The 16,782-nt window shown below is 72.8% G+C and carries 15 protein-coding genes; 4 read left to right on the top strand and 11 right to left on the bottom strand.

Annotated elements, in window-relative coordinates; translation table 11 throughout:
* Window positions 1-49 precede the first annotated feature (49 nt).
* Entirely contained in the window at window positions 50-979 is a 930-nt protein-coding gene (locus tag AB0N90_RS32405; RefSeq protein ID WP_365202570.1) for a GNAT family N-acetyltransferase, read from the top strand.
* Complete coding sequence (locus AB0N90_RS32400; protein WP_365202568.1) at window positions 960-1,460, top strand: DUF402 domain-containing protein; 501 nt, start codon at window positions 960-962, stop codon at window positions 1,458-1,460. The genes AB0N90_RS32405 and AB0N90_RS32400 overlap by 20 nt, the downstream gene beginning before the upstream one ends.
* A 7-nt stretch (window positions 1,461-1,467) precedes the next feature.
* On the opposite strand, the gene AB0N90_RS32395 is transcribed toward AB0N90_RS32400, so the two are convergent.
* The gene (locus AB0N90_RS32395; protein ID WP_365202567.1) at window positions 1,468-2,088 is read right to left on the bottom strand and encodes a class I SAM-dependent methyltransferase; all 621 of its coding nucleotides are present in this window, start codon (window positions 2,086-2,088) and stop codon (window positions 1,468-1,470) included.
* Window positions 2,089-2,198: 110 nt separating this feature from the next.
* Between AB0N90_RS32395 and AB0N90_RS32390 the strand changes: the two genes are divergently transcribed.
* Window positions 2,199-2,333, top strand: coding sequence for a hypothetical protein (locus AB0N90_RS32390; RefSeq protein ID WP_361681355.1), 135 nt, complete (start codon window positions 2,199-2,201; stop codon window positions 2,331-2,333).
* A gap of 15 nt (window positions 2,334-2,348) precedes the next feature.
* On the opposite strand, the gene AB0N90_RS32385 is transcribed toward AB0N90_RS32390, so the two are convergent.
* Window positions 2,349-3,209, bottom strand: a complete 861-nt coding sequence (locus tag AB0N90_RS32385) for an alpha/beta fold hydrolase (protein WP_361681358.1) — start codon at window positions 3,207-3,209, stop codon at window positions 2,349-2,351.
* 157 nt (window positions 3,210-3,366) lie between these two features.
* Window positions 3,367-3,813, bottom strand: coding sequence for a MarR family winged helix-turn-helix transcriptional regulator (locus AB0N90_RS32380; protein ID WP_365202565.1), 447 nt, complete (start codon window positions 3,811-3,813; stop codon window positions 3,367-3,369).
* A 98-nt stretch (window positions 3,814-3,911) separates the two neighbouring features.
* Between AB0N90_RS32380 and AB0N90_RS32375 the strand changes: the two genes are divergently transcribed.
* The gene (locus tag AB0N90_RS32375; protein WP_365202563.1) at window positions 3,912-4,286 is read left to right on the top strand and encodes a cupin domain-containing protein; all 375 of its coding nucleotides are present in this window, start codon (window positions 3,912-3,914) and stop codon (window positions 4,284-4,286) included.
* Here AB0N90_RS32375 and AB0N90_RS32370 read toward each other — a convergent pair.
* The 8 genes from AB0N90_RS32370 to AB0N90_RS32335 all read right to left on the bottom strand — a co-directional run bounded on the left by AB0N90_RS32370 (window position 4,264) and on the right by AB0N90_RS32335 (window position 16,748).
* Window positions 4,264-5,292, bottom strand: a complete 1,029-nt coding sequence (locus tag AB0N90_RS32370; RefSeq protein WP_365202561.1) for an ImpB/MucB/SamB family protein — start codon at window positions 5,290-5,292, stop codon at window positions 4,264-4,266. The two genes, AB0N90_RS32375 and AB0N90_RS32370, sit on opposite strands and share 23 nt — an antisense overlap.
* Window positions 5,289-8,741, bottom strand: coding sequence for a DNA polymerase III subunit alpha (gene dnaE, locus AB0N90_RS32365; protein WP_365202560.1), 3,453 nt, complete (start codon window positions 8,739-8,741; stop codon window positions 5,289-5,291). The genes AB0N90_RS32370 and dnaE overlap by 4 nt, the downstream gene beginning before the upstream one ends.
* A 222-nt stretch (window positions 8,742-8,963) precedes the next feature.
* Window positions 8,964-10,046: a S1 family peptidase gene (locus tag AB0N90_RS32360; RefSeq protein ID WP_365202559.1), complete on the bottom strand. Its 1,083-nt coding sequence runs from the start codon at window positions 10,044-10,046 to the stop codon at window positions 8,964-8,966.
* A gap of 353 nt (window positions 10,047-10,399) precedes the next feature.
* Window positions 10,400-11,299, bottom strand: coding sequence for a S1 family peptidase (locus AB0N90_RS32355; RefSeq protein ID WP_365202558.1), 900 nt, complete (start codon window positions 11,297-11,299; stop codon window positions 10,400-10,402).
* A gap of 213 nt (window positions 11,300-11,512) precedes the next feature.
* On the bottom strand, window positions 11,513-12,295 hold the full coding sequence (locus tag AB0N90_RS32350; protein WP_365202659.1) for a DUF1684 domain-containing protein: 783 nt from the start codon (window positions 12,293-12,295) through the stop codon (window positions 11,513-11,515).
* Between the two features lie 1,049 nt (window positions 12,296-13,344).
* Window positions 13,345-14,106, bottom strand: coding sequence for an amino acid ABC transporter ATP-binding protein (locus AB0N90_RS32345; protein WP_365202557.1), 762 nt, complete (start codon window positions 14,104-14,106; stop codon window positions 13,345-13,347).
* A 30-nt stretch (window positions 14,107-14,136) separates the two neighbouring features.
* The gene (locus AB0N90_RS32340; RefSeq protein ID WP_365202555.1) at window positions 14,137-15,894 is read right to left on the bottom strand and encodes an FAD/NAD(P)-binding protein; all 1,758 of its coding nucleotides are present in this window, start codon (window positions 15,892-15,894) and stop codon (window positions 14,137-14,139) included.
* Window positions 15,891-16,748 (bottom strand): amino acid ABC transporter permease, encoded by an 858-nt coding sequence (locus AB0N90_RS32335; protein ID WP_365202554.1) that lies wholly within the window; start codon window positions 16,746-16,748, stop codon window positions 15,891-15,893. The genes AB0N90_RS32340 and AB0N90_RS32335 overlap by 4 nt, the downstream gene beginning before the upstream one ends.
* Window positions 16,749-16,782: the final 34 nt, after the last annotated feature.

Here is a 16,782-nt window from a genome sequence, read left to right as displayed (position 1 = left end):
GGGAAAATGAGAGGCACCCCCCGGACAACTCCCCGTACGGTCCCTCCACATGACTTTGATCGTCCGCGATGTGCGCCCCGGCGTTCCGGCCGACACCGAGGGCTTCGCCCGGGTGCGCCGGCTCGCCCTGCCGTACATCCTGTTCACCTCGGACTCGGTCCGGCACAACACGCTGCACACCCATCCCGACGCCCGCTACCGCCCGCTCGTCGCGGAGGAGGACGGCGAGATCGTCGGCACCGCCCAGGTCCTGCTGGCGTACGACAGCACCGAGCCGGGCCAGGGCCTGCTGAACATCTACGTCCGGCCGGACCGGGCGGGCCGCGGCGCGGGCACGCTGCTGCTGCGCACGGCCGAGGAGTACCTCGCCTCGCTGGACGCGACCAAGGTGTTCAGCTGGATCCTGGACGAACCGGCCAACCGCGCCTTCGCCGAGCGGCACGGCTACCGGGCCGGCCGGTCCGCGCACTTCCTCCGCCTTGACCTGGCCGGCGGCGAACTGCCGCCGCTCCCGCCCACCCCGGCGGGCGTCGAGCTGCGCGCGGCCGCCGAGTTCGCCGACGACCCGCGCCCGCTGTTCGAGCTGGACGCGGAGACCCTTCAGGACGAGCCGGGCGACCTCGACGTCGAGTCCCGCGGCTACGACGACTGGCTGTCCAGCACCTGGAACCACCCGCTGCTGAACCGCGAGCTGATCATGGCCGCGTGCGTCGACGGCCGCCCGGTCGCCTTCACCGTCGCCTACACCGACGCCGACGGCCGGTACTCCACCGCGATGACCGGCACCGTCCGCGTCCACCGCGGCCGCGGTCTGGCCAAGCTCGCCAAGCTGCACTCCCTGCACCGGGCCCGCGCCGCCGGCGTCACCGACGCGTTCACGGGCAATGACGCGGGCAATGATCCGATGATCGCGATCAACAAGTGGCTCGGCTACGAGATCTGTGCGACGGAGGTCCGCCATGTCCGCGAACTCGGCTGAGCCGACGGCCGATCTGACCGTCAGCCTGGTCAAGGGCGGCCGTACGAAGATCCGTTACCCGGCCGGGCTGCTCGGGGACGACGGCACCCGGGTCGTGGTCCGGGCGCCCTGGGCGGGCGACGGCACCCGTGACTTCGGGTTCGTGCGCTTCGAGCCGGGCGATGTGTTCACCGAGTACTACTGGCGCGACCGGTGGTACGCGGTGAAGGAGGTCCGCGCCGCGGACGGCCGCGTCAAGGGCTGGTACTGCGACATCACCCGGCCCGCGGTCCGCACCGGCGCGGAACTGGTGGTGGAGGACCTCGACCTGGACCTGTGGCGCTCGGCCGACGGCGGGGACGTACGCCGGCTGGACGAGGACGAGTTCGCCGCGAGCGGCCTGGCCGAGCGGGACCCGGGGGCGGCCGCGGCCGCCGTGGCCGCCCTCGACGAGCTGGAACGGCTCGCCCGCGCGGACGGCTTCGGCGACCTGCTGGCCTGAGCCGCGCTCAGACGCCCGCCACCACCGCGTACCGCTCGTCCCTCACCTCCTTCCCCCACAGCACGGCGTCACCGGACAGCCGCTCCACACGCGCCCCGGCCGTCAGCGGCTCCAGCAGCGCGGTGAGCCGGTCCGCGGCTATGCCGACCGGGTGCAGCTCGCCCCAGACTCCCTCGACGAGCACGAACCGGCCGCCGGGGCGCAGCAGATCCCGCCAGTGCCGCAGCACCCGGTCCTGGTCCGGCAGCATCCACAGCACATGGCGTACGAGGACCACGTCGAAGCGGCGCTCCCCCACCGGCGGGGTCTCGGCCGGTCCGCACAGCACCTCGGCCGGGTGCCCGGCGAGCTTGGCGCGGGCCCGCTCGGTCATGGCCGGGGACAGATCGACGGCCGTCACCCGGTGCCCCTGCTCGACGGCGAGCAGCGACAGGCTGCCGGTGCCGCAGCCGAGGTCGAGGACATCGGCGGGTTGCCCGGGCAGCCAGGAACGGAGTCTGGCCGCCCAGGCGGCCCGCACGGCGGGGTCGCGCAGGCCGTGGTCCGGCACATCGTCGAAGCCGGCGGCCTGCGCGTCCCAGTCCGGCGGCTGGGCGGTCGTATCGCTGTGCTCACACTCATCGGTCATGACCGGAGAGTGACACACGCCACTGACAGCCCCGAACGAATAGGGAACTCTCCCCTCAAGCGCCCGCCTCCGCCCCGCGCGGAGCCCGGTGGGCACCGAAGGAGGCAGCCATGCGCCGTACGACCGTGCGGAAGCCGCTGAAGAGGACGGACGTCCGCCGGATCCGCGAGAAGGCGGAGGAACGTCCGGCGGGACGCCCCGAGGTGCGCGAGGACATCGCGCGCACCTGGTGGCCCGAGGGCTGACCCCGCGCCCGGCCGTCAGCTGAGGACGGAGGCGCAGGTGGTGGTGCTGGCGTGCGCCGGGTCGAGGGAGTTGGCGACCTCGTGGAAGACGATGCGGTCGCTCAGGCCGGCCAGCACATGCTCGGAGAGGTCCAGCGGGCACAGGTCCTGGAGCAGGACGTTGTGCACGTCGGAGCCGCTGAGGTACTGGCTGCGCCAGGGGGTGGCCACCTCGTCGTACTGGGTCGCGATGACCGTGTAGTGCACCCCGGGCACGGTGTCGCCGCCCGCGTTGAGCTTGGTGAGGAAGGCGGAGCCGGGTATCTGGTCGGCGAGGCCGGGGGTGGTGGCCTTGACCAGGTCGGTGGCGCCGGGGAAGTACGGCAGCAGGTTGGTCAGGCCGCTGATGGTGGCGCCGTGGTTGTCGGGGGCGATGCCGACGAGCGCGTTGACCTTGGCCGCGCCGCCGAGGAACTTCAGGTAGTAGCGGGGCATCATGCCGCCCTGGGAGTGCCCGACCAGGTCGACCTTGGCGGCGCCGGTGGCGGAGCGCACCTGGTCCACGAAGGAGGCGAGCTGCGCGGCCGACTGGTCGATGGGGCCGAGCCCGTAGAAGACGGGGACGCCGGGGAGCTGGCCGTAGTCCAGGGAGAAGACGCAGTACCCGCGGGCCTCCAGATAGGGGGCGAGGCCGAGCCAGTTGTCGACCGAGTTGCCGAGGGTGCCGTGGACCAGCACGACGGGGCGGGGGTGCGCGGCGGACGGCTTGCAGGAGTAGTCGTTCCAGCCGCTGTGGGTGGCGGTGTCGGCGTGCGCGGCCGTGGCGGGCAGGGCGACCGCGGCGGCGGACAGCAGCAGCGCGGTGAGGGGTCTGAGCACTCGCTTCCAGGGCAGCATCGGGTGATCTCCTCGCGGCTCAAGGGGGATACGGCGGACTGGCCCTGTGATCCGGATCACGGGATGCTGTTCATTCGTCAAGTTACGGGCGGGTAGCCTCCGGGGGAAGTTACGCGCAAGTAAAACTTCCCGTCTCAACCATCCGCCTGACGTACCGTCACCACACGGGCCGCACCGGCCCATGGGGCGCGATCTTCGCCAGACTCCCCCACAGGGCCCGCACTTCCGCCTCGCCCAGCAGTTCGCGCCAGCCGCCGACCACCTCGGCCGCCGCCGCCTCCGCGGCCCGGGTGCAGGCCCGTCCGCGCTCGGTCAGCACGATCAACCGCGCCCGCGCGTCCCCCGGATGCGGCCGCCGCTCGGCGTACCCCCTGCGCACCACCTCGTCCACCAGCTGGCTCGCCGCCTGCTTGGTCACCCCGAGGTGCGCGGCGAGTTCGGTGACGGTGGCACCGTCCGGCGCGAGCCGCGCGAAGGCGAATCCGTGCGCGGGCCGCAGATCGGCGAAGCCGCGCGCCACGACCCCCTCATGGATGCGCTGGGTGAGATCGCCCGCCGCGGCGAGCAGGGTGGCGGACAGGGCCATGGCTTCGGAGTTCTGCACGGGGGCATTGAAACACCCTTGACGCATTGGTCAAGCAGCCTGACCATATAGTCAATCTGCTTGACCAGTTGCCCCTGTTCCGAACGGAGAACCCAGCCATGCCCGTCGTCCGCTCGTCCGAGGCCGTGACCCACGAGATCCACGGTGCCCGCTTCATCTCGTACGCCGCCCCGCTCACCGGCAGCGAGGAGCTGTGCGCCTGGCGCGGGGAGATCCCGGCCGGCACCCGGGCCCCGGCGCACACCGTCAGCCGCGAGGAGATCTTCCATCTGCTCGTCGGGGAACTGCTGATCACCCTCGACGGCCGCACCGAGCGGGTGGGCGCGGGCGACACGGTGATCGTCAACGCCGGGTCCACCCTGGGCGTGGAGAACCCGACCGGGCACACGGCGATCTCCTGGGTCACCACCTCCGTCGGGCTCACGGCCAAGCTGGCGGACGGCAGCCTGCTCACCCCGCCATGGGCCAACTGACCCCACCGCTGTGGGGGTTACGAGGGGTACGCGCCGTCGCCGCGGGCCGTACCGCGTCCGGTCCGAAGCGCCGGCGGGCACGGTCGGCGGCGGCCTCGGCGGCGCGGGCCCGGGTGTCGGCGGGGTCCAGGGAGAGCTGGTGGAAGGCGTCGGCGGCCGGGCGGAGACGGTCGGCGCGGAGCGTGAAGGCGCGCACCCGGGCCCGTTGCAGACCGAGGGAGGACAGCAGGCCGAGGGCCGCCGCGGCGAGGGCGGGCGAGTGGTCGGTGGCCTCCGGCAGGGTGCGCGCCCGGGTGCTGGAGCTGCGGTCGGCGTAGCGCACGGTGAGGGTCGCCCGGCCCGCCACCCGCCGCTCCGCGCGCAGGAGTCGGCCGATCCGGTCGGCGAGCCCGAGGACGGCCCGGTGCTGCTCCGCCGGATCGAGGCAGTCCCGCTCCAGCACCAGGTCGGCGGTCAGCCGGTCCGCCGCCTCCCGGGGCAGGACCGGGCGCGGGTCGTGGCCGCGGGCGCGTTCGGCCAGCAGCCGGGCGGTGCCCGTGCCGAGCAGGCGTTGCAGGGTGGCCGGGGAGAGGTCGGCGAGCTGGCCGATGTGGTGCAGTCCGTACCGGCCGAGCGTCGCCGCCGTGCCGCGGCCGATCCCCGGCAGCGCGGTGACCGGCCGGGGGCGCAGCCACTCGGCGGCCCGCTCGGCGGGCACCCAGGTGGTCTCCCCCGGCGCGGACACGTCGGCCGCCATCGCCGCGAGCATCCGGTTGCCCGCGAGCCCGGCGCTGCCGTCGATGCCGTAGAGGGCCTTCAGGCGCATCATCGTCATCTGGACCACGTCATAGGGGGACAGGCCGAAGTACCGCAGCGCCGAGGTCAGGTCCAGTTGCACGGCGTCGGGCGGCATCTCCTGCACATGAGGCGTGATACCGGACACCAGTTCGATTACATGACCGTACTGCTCCTCGTTCAGCGAGCCGTGCAGATACAGCTGGGCGATGTGCCGCTGACGGATGCTCATCCCGCGCTCCCCGGACTGGTGTAACCGAATTTCTTGAGGTCGGCCGAGCGGCTGCCCGCGGGCAGCAGGTCGGCGTACGGGTGCAGCCGGGCACCGGTGGTGCCGTTGGCCAGGGTGCGCCGCGGCTGGGCGGGGGTCGGATGCGGACGGCTCCGGCCGAGCAGGGCGAGCGCGGCCTCGGGACCGTTGTCCCGGCGGGCCGCGGCGATCTCGTCCAGGTCCCAGGCCATCGAGCCGACGACGGTACGACGGGTGCCGCGCACCTGCACCGTGCCGCGCACCAGCAGCAGCCCGCTATGGAAGACGGTGTAGGCGCAGGCCGGGTGGGAGTCCTCGAAGAAGGCCAGGTCGACCAGGCCGGAGCCGTCCTCCAGGGTGACGAAGATGATCCGCTTGCCGCTCGCGATCGGCGGGGTCTGGGTGGAGGCTCGTACACCGGCGACGAGGACCTGCTGCCCGGCGCGCAGCCCGGCCAGCCGGGCCGCGTCGGTCGCGCCGATCTCGCGCAGCAGCCGGTGGTGGTGCTCCATCAGGTGCTTGGAGACATCGATGCCGAGGGTGTTCAACTCGGCGCCGAGCGCCTCGCGTCCGGTCATCTCCGGCAGCCCGCTCGGCTCGGACCCGCCGACGACCCCCGCGATCAGGGGCAGTTGACCGGTGCCCGCGGACCGGTTGCGGGCGGCCCGGTGCAGTTCGGCCAGCTGGAGCAGCAGATCGCGCCGGGTGAGCCGGCCGTCGTGCAGGGCGCCCAACGCCCCGATCTCCGCGAGGCGTTCGGCGACCGGGCGGCTGGGCCGGGCCCGCTGCCAGAAGTCGGACAGCGATCCGTAGGGCTGCCCCGCCTCGATCCGCGCGCACTCCTGCGCGCCGATGCCGTGCACGGCGGACAGCGCGAGGCGCACCCCCCATCGGTCCCCGTCGGTCTTCTCCACGGTGTGCCGGGTCGCGGACCGGTTGACGTCGACGGGCAGCACCGGCACCCCGCGCCGGCGCGCGTCGGCGACCAGCACCCGCTTGGGCCACATCCCGGGGTCGTGTTCGAGCAGCCCGGCCAGCAGGAAGGCCGGATGGTGCGCCTTGAGCCAGGCGCTCTGTAGGGCCGGTACGGCGAAGGCGACCGCGTGCGCCCGGCAGAAGCCGTACGCCCCGAAGGCCTCGATCGTCCGCCAGACCTCCTCCCGTACCGCCGTGCCGTAGCCGCGCGCACGGGCCCGCCCCTGGAACCAGTCCCTGATCTCGGGCAGCCGCTCCTTGTCGCCGAGCGCCCGCCGGGTGATCTCCGCGAAGGCCGGGTCGCAGCCGGTCAGCACCACCAGCGTCTCGATGATCTGCTCGTGCCAGATGGTCACGCCGTAGGTGTCGGCGAGCACCGGCTCCAGGTCCGGGTGGGCGTACCGCGGGGTGCCGCCGTGGCGGGCGGCGATGTACCGCTCGGGCATGCCGCCCGCGACCGGCCCTGGGCGGAAGAGGCTGATGTCGGCGATGACGTCCTGCTGGTTGCGCGGCTGGAGCCGGGACAGCAGGTCCTGCTGGCCGGGCGACTCCAGCTGGAACAGGCCGAGGGTCTGGCTCTCCTGGAGGAGCTTGAACGCGAACACGTCGTCCAGCGGCACCTGTTCGGGGTCGTCCAGGTCGATGCGGTCGCCGGTGGTCCGTTCGAGCTCCGCGACGGCATGGGCCATCGCGGACTGCATCCGCACGCCCAGGACGTCGAGTTTGATGTTGCCGAGCGCCTCGATCTCCTCCTTCGCGGCCATGGCCATCGGGTAGTCGCCCTGCGGGGTGGGCTGCACCGGCAGCCGGTCCAGCAGGGTCGCGTCGCTGATGACCACGCCGCAGGGGTGCATGGCCATGCCGTGGACCAGCGAGTCGAGCCCCTCGGCCAGCTCCCACAGCGGCCCGAACCGGCCGGCCTCGGCGGCCAGTTGACGCAGCTCGGGAAGTTCCGCGAGGGCGCCGGTGATGTCCGAGGCGCGCAGGTGCGGGAAGCTCTTGGCGATCCGGTCGACCTCCGCGGGCGCGATGCCGAGGGCGAGGCCGGTGTCGCGCAGGGCCCGGCGCGCCCGGTAGGTCTCGGGCATCGCGGTGACCGCGACCCGTTCCTTGCCGAACCGCTCGAAGATTGTGTCGTAGCACTCCAGGCGCCGCGCGGACTCCACGTCGATGTCGATGTCGGGCAGCGAGGCACGGCGGGCGCTGAGGAACCGTTCGAACAGCAGTCGGTGTTCGAGCGGGTTGGCGGTGGCGATGCCCAGCGCGTGGCAGACCAGCGAGCCGGCGCCGGAGCCGCGGGCCGCGACCCGGATGCCCTTGGCCCGGATGTCGGCGACGACCTGGCCGACGGCGAGGAAGTACGAGTCGTAGCGCAGCCGGGAGATCACGGCGAGTTCCTCGTCGAGCCGGGCGAGGGCCACCGGGTCGCGGTCGAGGCCCCGGCGGGCCAGGCCCTCCGCGCAGCGGCGGCGCAGCAGCCGGGCGGCGCCGTCCGCCCCGGGGTCGGCGCCGAAGAGCGCGGGCTCGGGGAAGTGCGGGGTGCCAAGGCCCAGGTCGGCGCGGGGGTCGAGGGCGCATTCGGCGGCCGTGGCCGCGGTGTCCGCGAGCAGTCGGCGGGCCCGCCGCTCATCGGCTCCGGCGCACTCGGCGATCATGCGCGCGAGGACCGTCATCGCCCGCTCGTCCTTGAGCCAGCGCTGCCCGCTGTCCAGGCGGCGCCGGTCGATCGGCCGCAGCAGCCGGGCGGCGTCCAGGACATCGGCGAGGCGGTGCTGGGCGGGGTCGGCGTAGCGGACGGCGTTGGTGAGGACGGCGGTCGTACCGGTGCGGTCGGCCAGCGCCAGGGTGCGAGCGGCGAGGCGAAGGGAGCCGGGACCCGTGCCGGAACGTTTCTGCGCGACGGCCTCCAGCCGGACCTCCCGCCCGAAGACCTCCCGCCACGGCGCCAGCAGCCGTACCGCGACATCCTCCCGGCCCACCGACAGCGCCCGCGCCGGCTCCGAGAGGGGGCCGAGCAGGGCCAGCAGCCCGGGGCCGCCGTGCTCCCGCAGCGCCGACCACGGCACCACCGGCGCCCGGCCGCCGAGCGCGTCCGCGTGGGCGGCCGAGGTGATCCGGCACAGCCGCGCCCAGCCCTCCCGGTTCCGGGCGAGCAGGACGACCCGCAGCGGCGGCTCGATCACATGGGCGCCGCCGCGCGCCGGGGTGCGGCGACGCAGGGCGGGGGGCGGCGGGGCGAGGGCCTGCACCGCGAGATCGACGCCGAAGACCGGCCACACCCCCTCCTTCGCACACGCCTGTGCGAATCGAACAGCGCCGGTGACCGTGTCCCGGTCGGTCAGCGCGAGCGCCGCCATGCCCCGCTCGGCCGCGCGGCGCGCCAGCTGTTCCGGGTGCGCGGCGCCATAGCGGGCGGAGTAGCCGGACGCGACATGCAGATGGGCGAAGCCCGCCATGCCGCACCTCCCTCACTCCACCCCTTTTCAGCCATACGCCCGATACGTTCATCGTACGCTCGTTCGAATACTTCGAATACTCTAGCTTCGTCGGCGCTGGTCGGCGAGCCTGTTCGAACAGATGAGTGATTCTTCACCCGAGGGCGGGCGGGAGTGAGTGGTGGCCTAAAACATGACGTCCCGCCCCGGGGATCCGGGGCGGGACGTCATGCGGTGCTTCGGTCAGCCGATGGTGGTGCCCGTGGCGGAGAGGGCCGCGGTGACCGGCTGGAAGAAGGTCTCCCCGCCGGAGGTGCAGTCGCCGCTGCCGCCGGAGGTCAGGCCGATCGCCTTGTCACCGGAGAACAGCGAGCCGCCGCTGTCGCCGGGCTCGGCGCAGACATCGGTCTGGATCAGCCCGCTGACCGAGCCCTCCTGGTAGTTCACGGTGGCGTTCAGACCGGTGACCGTGCCGTCGTGCACATGGGTGGTGGACCCGCTGCGCGTGACCTTCATGCCCACCGTGGCCTCGGCGGCGCCGGTGATCTTCTGGGTCGAGCCGTCGTAGAGGTCGACCTCGCTCGGATGGGCGGCGTCCGAGGTGTACTTGACCAGGCCGAAGTCGGTGCCCGGGAAGTGGGACTCCGCGTTCTGCCCGATCTCCTGGCCGTCCGCGTCCGACCAGCTGGAGATGTCCGCGGTGCAGTGCCCGGCGGTCAGGAAGTACGGCTGCCCGTCCTTGACCACGTTGAAGCCGAGCGAGCAGCGGCCGCCGGAGCCGTTGATGGCGTCGCCGCCGGCGATGAAGGGCTTGTACTCGCCCTGGAAACGCTTGAGTTCGGCCGTGCCGCCGAGCCCGTCGACCACCTTGCTCAGCTTGTCCCACCGGGCGCCGGTGACGGACTTGTCGGCCGTGACGACGACCTTGTTCGACACCGGGTCGATGGACCAGGACGTGCCCGGGATGGTCGCGTCCTTCTTCAGCGTCGTACGGGCGCCGTCGAGTTGGGCGAGGGTGCGGGTGACGATTCTGGCCTTGGCGCCCTTGGCCTCGACCGCCTTCGCGGCGGCCTTGTCGAGCACGTTCACGACGAGGCTCCTGGCCTTGGCGTCGTAGTAGCTGCCCGCCGTGCTCGAACCGAGGTGCGCGGTCAGGTCGGAGGCCAGCGTCGCGGCCGCCGGAGCGGACAGCGGCCGGGTCTGGACCGCGGGCTTCGCGGGCTCACTGGCGTTCGCATTCTGCAAGGTGACACCCGCTGCGGCCAGCGCGGCGACACCCGCGCCGGCCATCACGAGCCGGCGCCTGGGTATGCGTCGGTGCTTCAACTCATGTCCTCCTGTGGGGGGACGACCGCCGGGTTGTGGGGACCCGACGACCGGAAGGCTGGTTGACGGGCGCCCACTCTTCCGAAACCCACAGGGAACCCACAAGGCCGAGTTCCGGACGCACCGAGGAACGGACCTCGTACGCCCGTTCACAGATGACCCACCGTCACCACCGAGGAAATTTCGGGGCGCAAACACGACGGGCGAGTGGCCCTCATCGGAACGTGACGACGACGCATGGCTTGTTTCCTTCGCCGTCGTCGCCCTTCCTTCACAAGCCGGACATGAGGAAGCCCCCGCACAGGCGCATATGTGCGGGGGCTCACATCAGCTCGGGCCGAAGCCGGGGCCGGTCAGGGGAGCGTGACGCCGTAGTAGCTCAGCGCCTCGGTCACCGGCTGGAAGAAGGTCGTACCGCCGGAGGTGCAGTCGCCGCTGCCGCCGGAGGTCAGACCGTAGGCGACGGACCCGTTGTACAGCGGGCCGCCGCTGTCGCCGCCCTCGGCGCAGACCGTGGTCTGGATCAGGCCGGAGACGATGCCGTCGCTGCCGTAGTTGACGGTGGCGTTGAGCGCGGTGACCTTGCCGCTGTGCGTACCGGTGGTGGAGCCGCGCCGGTAGACGGTCGCGCCCACGCTCGGGGTGGCCGCGCTGGAGATGGTCTGGCTGCCGACCGCGCTCGGGTGCGCGATCGCGGAGTTGGTGTACTTGACCAGGGCGAAGTCATTGCCCGGGAAGCTGTAGCCCACATTGGTGCCCAGCGTGGTGGTGTGCCCGGAGTTGCTGTACCAGGTGGAGGCGACCTGGCCGCAGTGCCCGGCGGTCAGGAAGTAGTACGTGCTGCCGCTGTGCACGTTGAAGCCGAGCGAACACCGGTACTGGCCGCCGTAGATGGCGTCGCCACCACTGATCAGCTTGCTGAACGTGCCGGCCGTGTGCTTGATGGTCAGCGCGCCCGCGTCGGCGCCGGCCTGCTTCCTGATCTTGGCGATCTCCGCCGGGGAGACCGTGTCGTCTACGGTGACGACGACATGGTTGTTCTTGGCGTCGACGGCCCAGGCGGTGCCGGGGATGTCCGCCTTCATCACCGAGTCGCTCGCCTGGGTGAGCTGTGCGGCGCTGAAGGTGTGGGCGTCGCTGGCGTTCGCCGTGGGGGCGGCGAACGCCGCGGCGGCCAGGAAGCCCGCGGCCACGGCGATCAGCCGGGTCCGTCTCGCCGGGCCGGTCGGGGCAGTGGTGCGCTTGATCCTCACTTTTCGTTCCCTCCAAGGGGAGTCGGGGGCCCGCGTGGGGTCGGGGCCCGGTGAGGCGCAGTCAGGGTCAGGACCGGATTGCGGTTATGCATGTCCCTGACAAGCGCTGAGGGGAGTATTCGGCCGACCGCCCGGTACGCACAAGGGTGCCTTTCGGCCGTCGGACTTTAGCCCTCCTTTGCCCAACGGCCGTCGCTTTAACTCCCGTTGGTGTCAGCTCAGCGCCCGCTCCCCCGCCTCCACCGCCGTGTCCAGCGTGTTCCCGGGCGGCGGGAAGGGGCAGAGGAAGTGATCGGCGAAGGCGCAGGGCGGCAGCTGGGCGCGGTTGAAGTCGACGGTCGTACGGCCCTGCGCGTCCGGCGCCTCCGGATAGAGGAAGCGGAACCGGAAACTGGTGTCGCCGCTGGTGGCGTCGGCGAACACCGCCCACAGCGGGCCCTCGCCCTGCCGCGCCACGGCCAGCGTCCGCTCCCGGCCGGCCAGGGTGAAGGCGACTTCACCGGCGAGGGCGAACCCGCGGGTCCTGCCGTCCGCGTTGCCGAGCCGCAGGACGCGCCGGGCGTCGTACGGTGTGAAGCGGCCCGGCACCGACCAGCCGGGGTCGTACTCGGTGGCCGCGATGCCCCGGAAGGCCCGGCGGGCCTCGGCGCCGGGGTCGTAGACCCGCACTCCCCAGCTGCCCTCACGCACCAGGACGACCAGTCGTTTCTCGCCGAGCGAGACACGGGCGGCGGCCTCCGGACCGGTGTCGGTGGTCAGCCGGATCTCCCCGGCGAAGGGTCGGCGGTCCACCTGGAGTCCGTCGCCCTCGGCGGCCGTCAGCACAATGCCTTCACCATCCGTCAGCCAAATCCCTGGAATGTCCGGAAGTCGCCCCTCCGGCCGGTCCTCGATCCAGTGGGTGCCGGTCAGCGCGAGCGGTCCATAGGGCGCGGTGACCGACTCCTCCCGCTTCTCCCGCCACTGCTTCCATGCGTCGAACGCGTCGATTGCCATGCTGTTCCATCTCTTTGTCTGCGTCTTTGTCTGCGTCTTCGTTGTCTGCGTCTTTGTCTGCGGTGTCTTCTTCGGCCTCGGCGGGTGCGGAGCGGGGCGGGCCAGGCCCAGGTGCTCGCGCAGGGTGCCGCCCGGATAGAAGGTGCGGAACAGGCCGCGGTGCTGGAGTAACGCCACCGTGCCGTTGACCAGCCGTTCCAGGTCGCGGCGGGGTTCGACGGGGACCAGGTGGAAGCCGTCGGCGGCGCCCTCGGCGTGCCAGGCGGCGAGCAGTTCCGCGAGATCGACCGGGCCGCCCCGGTACAGCGGGCCCTGCTCGGTGGGCCGGGGGCCGCCCCCGCCATGGCCGGGCTCGGCCGCGCACTCCCCGCCGCCGAGGTCGATCCGCAGGCTCGCCAGGACCCGCAGCGCGCCGGGCTCCCGCCCCGACTTCGCCGCCCGGACCCGCAGTTCCTCGCGTACGGCGGCGGCCCCCGCCGGGGTCGCGGCGCGGACCAGGGCCACATCGGCGCACCGGGCGGCGAGGGTCCGGGCGCCCCGGGTGCTCGCGTCGACGAGGTGGAGGGGGGCGAGGCGGTACGACGGTCCGGGGCCGGCCTCTTCGTCCCGGACACCGGCGGCACCCGCCGGACAGTCCCACAACTCACCGGCGAGGAAGGGGACTTCACCCGGCTCCGGAACCCCGGCCGCACGCCCCGCCTCCCCCACCCCCGCGTCGGACCCGGCCGCACGCCCCGCCTCTCCCGCCCCCGCGTCGGGCACCTCGATCCACCGGCCCGCGCGCCCCTGGGCGACCCGGTTCAGGAGGCCGGACGTCGCCGTCCCTCTCGGCACCAGCCCGATCCGCCGAGTGGCCGCCACCATCGCCGACACCAGGTCCAGTGTCTCGGGTCCCGGTGGTCCCACGGGATCGTCCAGGGTCACGAAGTCCAGCCGGCCGTGCTCGGCGAGCCGTACCAGTTCGGTGCGGGGGCCGGTGCCGGGGTGGTCCCCGAGGTCGAGGGCGGCGGCGAGATGCAGCATCCCGCGGCGGTACCGCCCGCCCGTCCTCACAGCACCTTCGCGAGGAACGCCCGGGTGCGCTCCTCGCGCGGGGCGTCCAGCACCGCGGCGGGCGGACCCTGTTCGACGATCCGGCCGTCGGCCATGAAGACCACCGTGTCGGCGACCTCCCGCGCGAAGGCGATCTCATGGGTGACGACGATCATCGTGGTGCCCCGGGCGGCGAGATCGCGGATGACGTCGAGGACCTCGCCGACCAGCTCGGGATCGAGCGCCGAGGTCGGCTCGTCGAAGAGCAGCAGCCGGGGCTTCAGCGCCAGCGCCCGTGCGATGGCGACGCGTTGCTGCTGCCCACCGGACAACTGCCGTGGATACGCGGTGGACTTGTCGGCGAGCCCCACCCGCGCGAGAAGTCGGCGCGCGTCCTCCTCCGCTTCCTTGCGCGGCCGCTTCAGTGCGGACACCGGCGCCTCGATCACATTGTCCAGGACGGTGAGGTGCGGGAAGAGGTTGAAGTTCTGGAAGACGAAACCGATCTTGGTGCGGCGGCGCAGGACCTCGCGTTCGGGCAGCTCGTGCAGCCGGTCGCCGGTGCGCCGGTAGCCGATCGGCGCGCCGTCCACCGTGATCTCGCCCCGGTCCACCTTCTCCAGGTGGTTGATGGTGCGCAGCAGCGTGGACTTGCCGGAGCCGGAGGGGCCGAGCACGACGGTGACCTCGCCGGTGCGGACCTGGAGGTCGATGCCCTTGAGGACGTCGAGCGGGCCGAAGCTCTTGTGCACCGACCTGATGTCGACCATGACGGTCATGGGGTCAATTCCTTTGTGTAGGAGGGACGTTCAGGCGGCGGCGCGGCCGGCTCCGGAGCGCAGGAAGGCCAGCACTGCCCGCGCGGTGGCGTCGTTCTGCCGGAAGGCGGGTCCGCCGGTGCGCGGCCGGGTGAAGGCGCCGGGGGTGCGGGCGTCGGTGTAGGGGCCGAGCGCGAAGCGGCGGGGGTGCGGGCGCCCGGCGCCGTCGAGGAGGCGGCCGTCGCGGGGGTCGACCCGCAGCAGCCCCTCCGGGGTCTCGGCGGCGCCGTCGGCGTGCAGTTCGCGCAGCAGGGGGTCGCGGGCGCGGGCGACGGTGGGCTCGGGCAGCCGGGCCTCGACCAGCGCCCGTGCCGTGACCGCGTACCCGGGCACGGTGGGTCCGGCCGCCCGGAACACCCCGTCCTCGGCGGTGACGGCCATGTCGGCGCCGAGGAACCGCAGCAGTCCCGCCCGGGACAGCGCGAGCATCTGCCGCAGCCGGGGGCCGGGCGGCCCGGACGCCAGATAGCTGAAGAATCCGTGCCACCAGGGCCCGATGTCCCCGAGCCGCACCAGTTGCCCGTAGACGGAGAGCAGTCCGAGGAAGACGCCCAGGTCGGCGCTGTGGGCGGGGTCGTGGCGCCTGGACAGGTCGGCCTCGATATAGGCGCGCAGCCCGTCCTGGAGGTCCTCGTGCGAGGTGTGGCGCACCCCGGCCAGCGGATGGTCGAGCGCGGTGAGGTCGAGGCGGTCGGCGGGGTCCGGTACGGAGGCGGCGGCGAGCGCGTCCCGTTCGGCGGGGCCGTCGGCGGCCGTGTACTTCTCCTCGAAGTCGGCCCAGGCGCTCGTGGTGCGTTCCGGGTGGGCGGTGAACAGCCGGTGGTAGTGGGCGAAGCCCAGCTCCTTCTCGACCAGCGGCCACACATCGCGCCGGAAGTCGAACCCGCCCGGCCGGGACCGCAGTTCCGCGATCTCGGCGGGACCGAGGAAGCGCGGCAGCGGAGGCCGGTCGCCGCTCCAGTCGTAGCCGATCTTCGAGTGGTACGGCACCCCGCGCCGGGAGCCGACGTACAGCACCGGCTCCCGTCCCGAGGGCAGGTAGGTGTCGCCGTCGTACCGGCCGCCGCGGCCCTCGGTGAGCAGCACCATCAGATCGACGAAGGCCAGTCCGAAGCCCCGCACGAGCACCGGTTCGCCGGGGCGCAGCGCGGACAGGTCGGTGTCGGCGGTGAAGTCGGGCGGCAGGTGCACCAGGTCGTGCGTCCGGGCGTACGCGGCCAGCGCGGCCTGTTCCCGGTCGAGTTCGGCGTCGAGGTGGCCGACGGCGAGGATCACCAGGTCGGCGAGGAGGGGGCGCGGCCTGCCCTCCAGCCAGACCTGCTGGCGTCCCTCGCGGGGGCCGCCGACGCGCAGCGCGCGGGTGGGGTGGTGGTGCACGGTGATGTCCGGGGGCAGCTCGGCCAGGGCCCGTTCGTACACGAAGCGCAGGTATCCGCCCTGGAGTCGGCGGTCGGCGAAGGTGCGGCCGTCAAGGGCGGCCCACTCGTGCAGCGTGGGGCCCTCGCGCACCGGTCCGTCCATGCGCACCGTGTCGTCGGTGAACATGGTGACGTCCTCGGCGTGCGAGTTCATCCACAGCAGCGGCGACTGCTCCTGGCGCCAGATGCGTCCGCCGCCCGGTGGATGGGGGTCCACGAGATGGATGTCGAGGCCCGAATCGGCATACAGCTCGGGGGCGTTGGCGGCGATGCGTTCGAGGAGGCCGGTCCCCCGCGGCCCGGCGCCCACGATCACCAGCTGGGGCCTCATCGGGTCCCGCCCGTGCCGCGGGCGTAGTACTTCTCGACGTACGCCTGGCCGATGCCGAGCACCGTGGTGACGACCGCGTACCAGAGGGTGGCGACCATCAGCAGCGGGATGACCTGGTAGGTGCGGTGGTAGATCAACTGGGCGGAGAACAGGAGGTCGTTGACGGCGATGACGCTGACGATGGAGGTGCCCTTGAGGGTGCCGATCAGCATGTTGCCGGCGGGCGGCACGATGGAGCGCATCGCCTGCGGCAGCACGATCCGCCGCCAGCGGCGCCACCGGCTCAGGCCGAGTGCCTGGGCGGCCTCGATCTGGCCGCGGTCGACGGAGAGGATGCCGCCGCGCACGACCTCGGCGGCGTAGGCGGCCTCGTGCAGGGTCAGGCCGACGACGGCGACGGCGACCGGGCCGAGCAGGTCGACCGTCTTCACCCCGAGCACCGTCGGGTACAGCGCCCCGATGTTGAACCACAGCAGCAGCTGCACCAGGATCGGAATGGACCGGAACAGCCAGACATAGCCCCAGCCGACCGCGCGCAGCACGGGGTTGGCGGACAGCCGGAACGCGGCGAGCAGGGTGCCGAGGGCGAAGCCGAGGACCATCACCACGGCGGTCAGCCAGAGCGTGAGCCACAGCCCGCGCAGCACCGAACCGGTGGTGAAGTACTCGGCGACGACGCCCCACTGGAACGCCCGGTTGCGGACGACGGAGTCGAGGGCGAGACCGAGCAGGACGAGGACGACGACGGCGGCGGTCCACTGTCCGTAGCGGCGCTGGGGCACGATCCGGGGGACGGCCGGGGGCCCGGGTATCTCCGGGGCGGTGGGTGCTTGGGCGAGGGTGTCGGATGACATGCGAAGGCTCCGTGACGCGATCGGTCGAACGTCG

Source organism: Streptomyces sp. NPDC093018 (assembly GCF_040684035.1).
Classification (GTDB): domain Bacteria; phylum Actinomycetota; class Actinomycetes; order Streptomycetales; family Streptomycetaceae; genus Streptomyces; species Streptomyces murinus.
This window is presented reverse-complemented; position numbering and strand designations above follow the sequence as displayed.

Coding starts and splice junctions, on each gene's coding strand:
- AB0N90_RS32335 (WP_365202554.1), bottom strand. CDS start 16,748: ATGTCATCCGACACCCTCGCCCAAGCACCCACCGCCCCGGAGATACCC.
- AB0N90_RS32385 (WP_361681358.1), bottom strand. CDS start 3,209: ATGCTGCCCTGGAAGCGAGTGCTCAGACCCCTCACCGCGCTGCTGCTG.
- AB0N90_RS32390 (WP_361681355.1), top strand. CDS start 2,199: ATGCGCCGTACGACCGTGCGGAAGCCGCTGAAGAGGACGGACGTCCGC.
- AB0N90_RS32345 (WP_365202557.1), bottom strand. CDS start 14,106: ATGACCGTCATGGTCGACATCAGGTCGGTGCACAAGAGCTTCGGCCCG.
- AB0N90_RS32405 (WP_365202570.1), top strand. CDS start 50: ATGACTTTGATCGTCCGCGATGTGCGCCCCGGCGTTCCGGCCGACACC.
- AB0N90_RS32375 (WP_365202563.1), top strand. CDS start 3,912: ATGCCCGTCGTCCGCTCGTCCGAGGCCGTGACCCACGAGATCCACGGT.
- AB0N90_RS32395 (WP_365202567.1), bottom strand. CDS start 2,088: ATGACCGATGAGTGTGAGCACAGCGATACGACCGCCCAGCCGCCGGAC.
- AB0N90_RS32340 (WP_365202555.1), bottom strand. CDS start 15,894: ATGAGGCCCCAGCTGGTGATCGTGGGCGCCGGGCCGCGGGGGACCGGC.
- AB0N90_RS32350 (WP_365202659.1), bottom strand. CDS start 12,295: ATGGCAATCGACGCGTTCGACGCATGGAAGCAGTGGCGGGAGAAGCGG.
- AB0N90_RS32400 (WP_365202568.1), top strand. CDS start 960: ATGTCCGCGAACTCGGCTGAGCCGACGGCCGATCTGACCGTCAGCCTG.
- dnaE (WP_365202560.1), bottom strand. CDS start 8,741: ATGGCGGGCTTCGCCCATCTGCATGTCGCGTCCGGCTACTCCGCCCGC.
- AB0N90_RS32370 (WP_365202561.1), bottom strand. CDS start 5,292: ATGAGCATCCGTCAGCGGCACATCGCCCAGCTGTATCTGCACGGCTCG.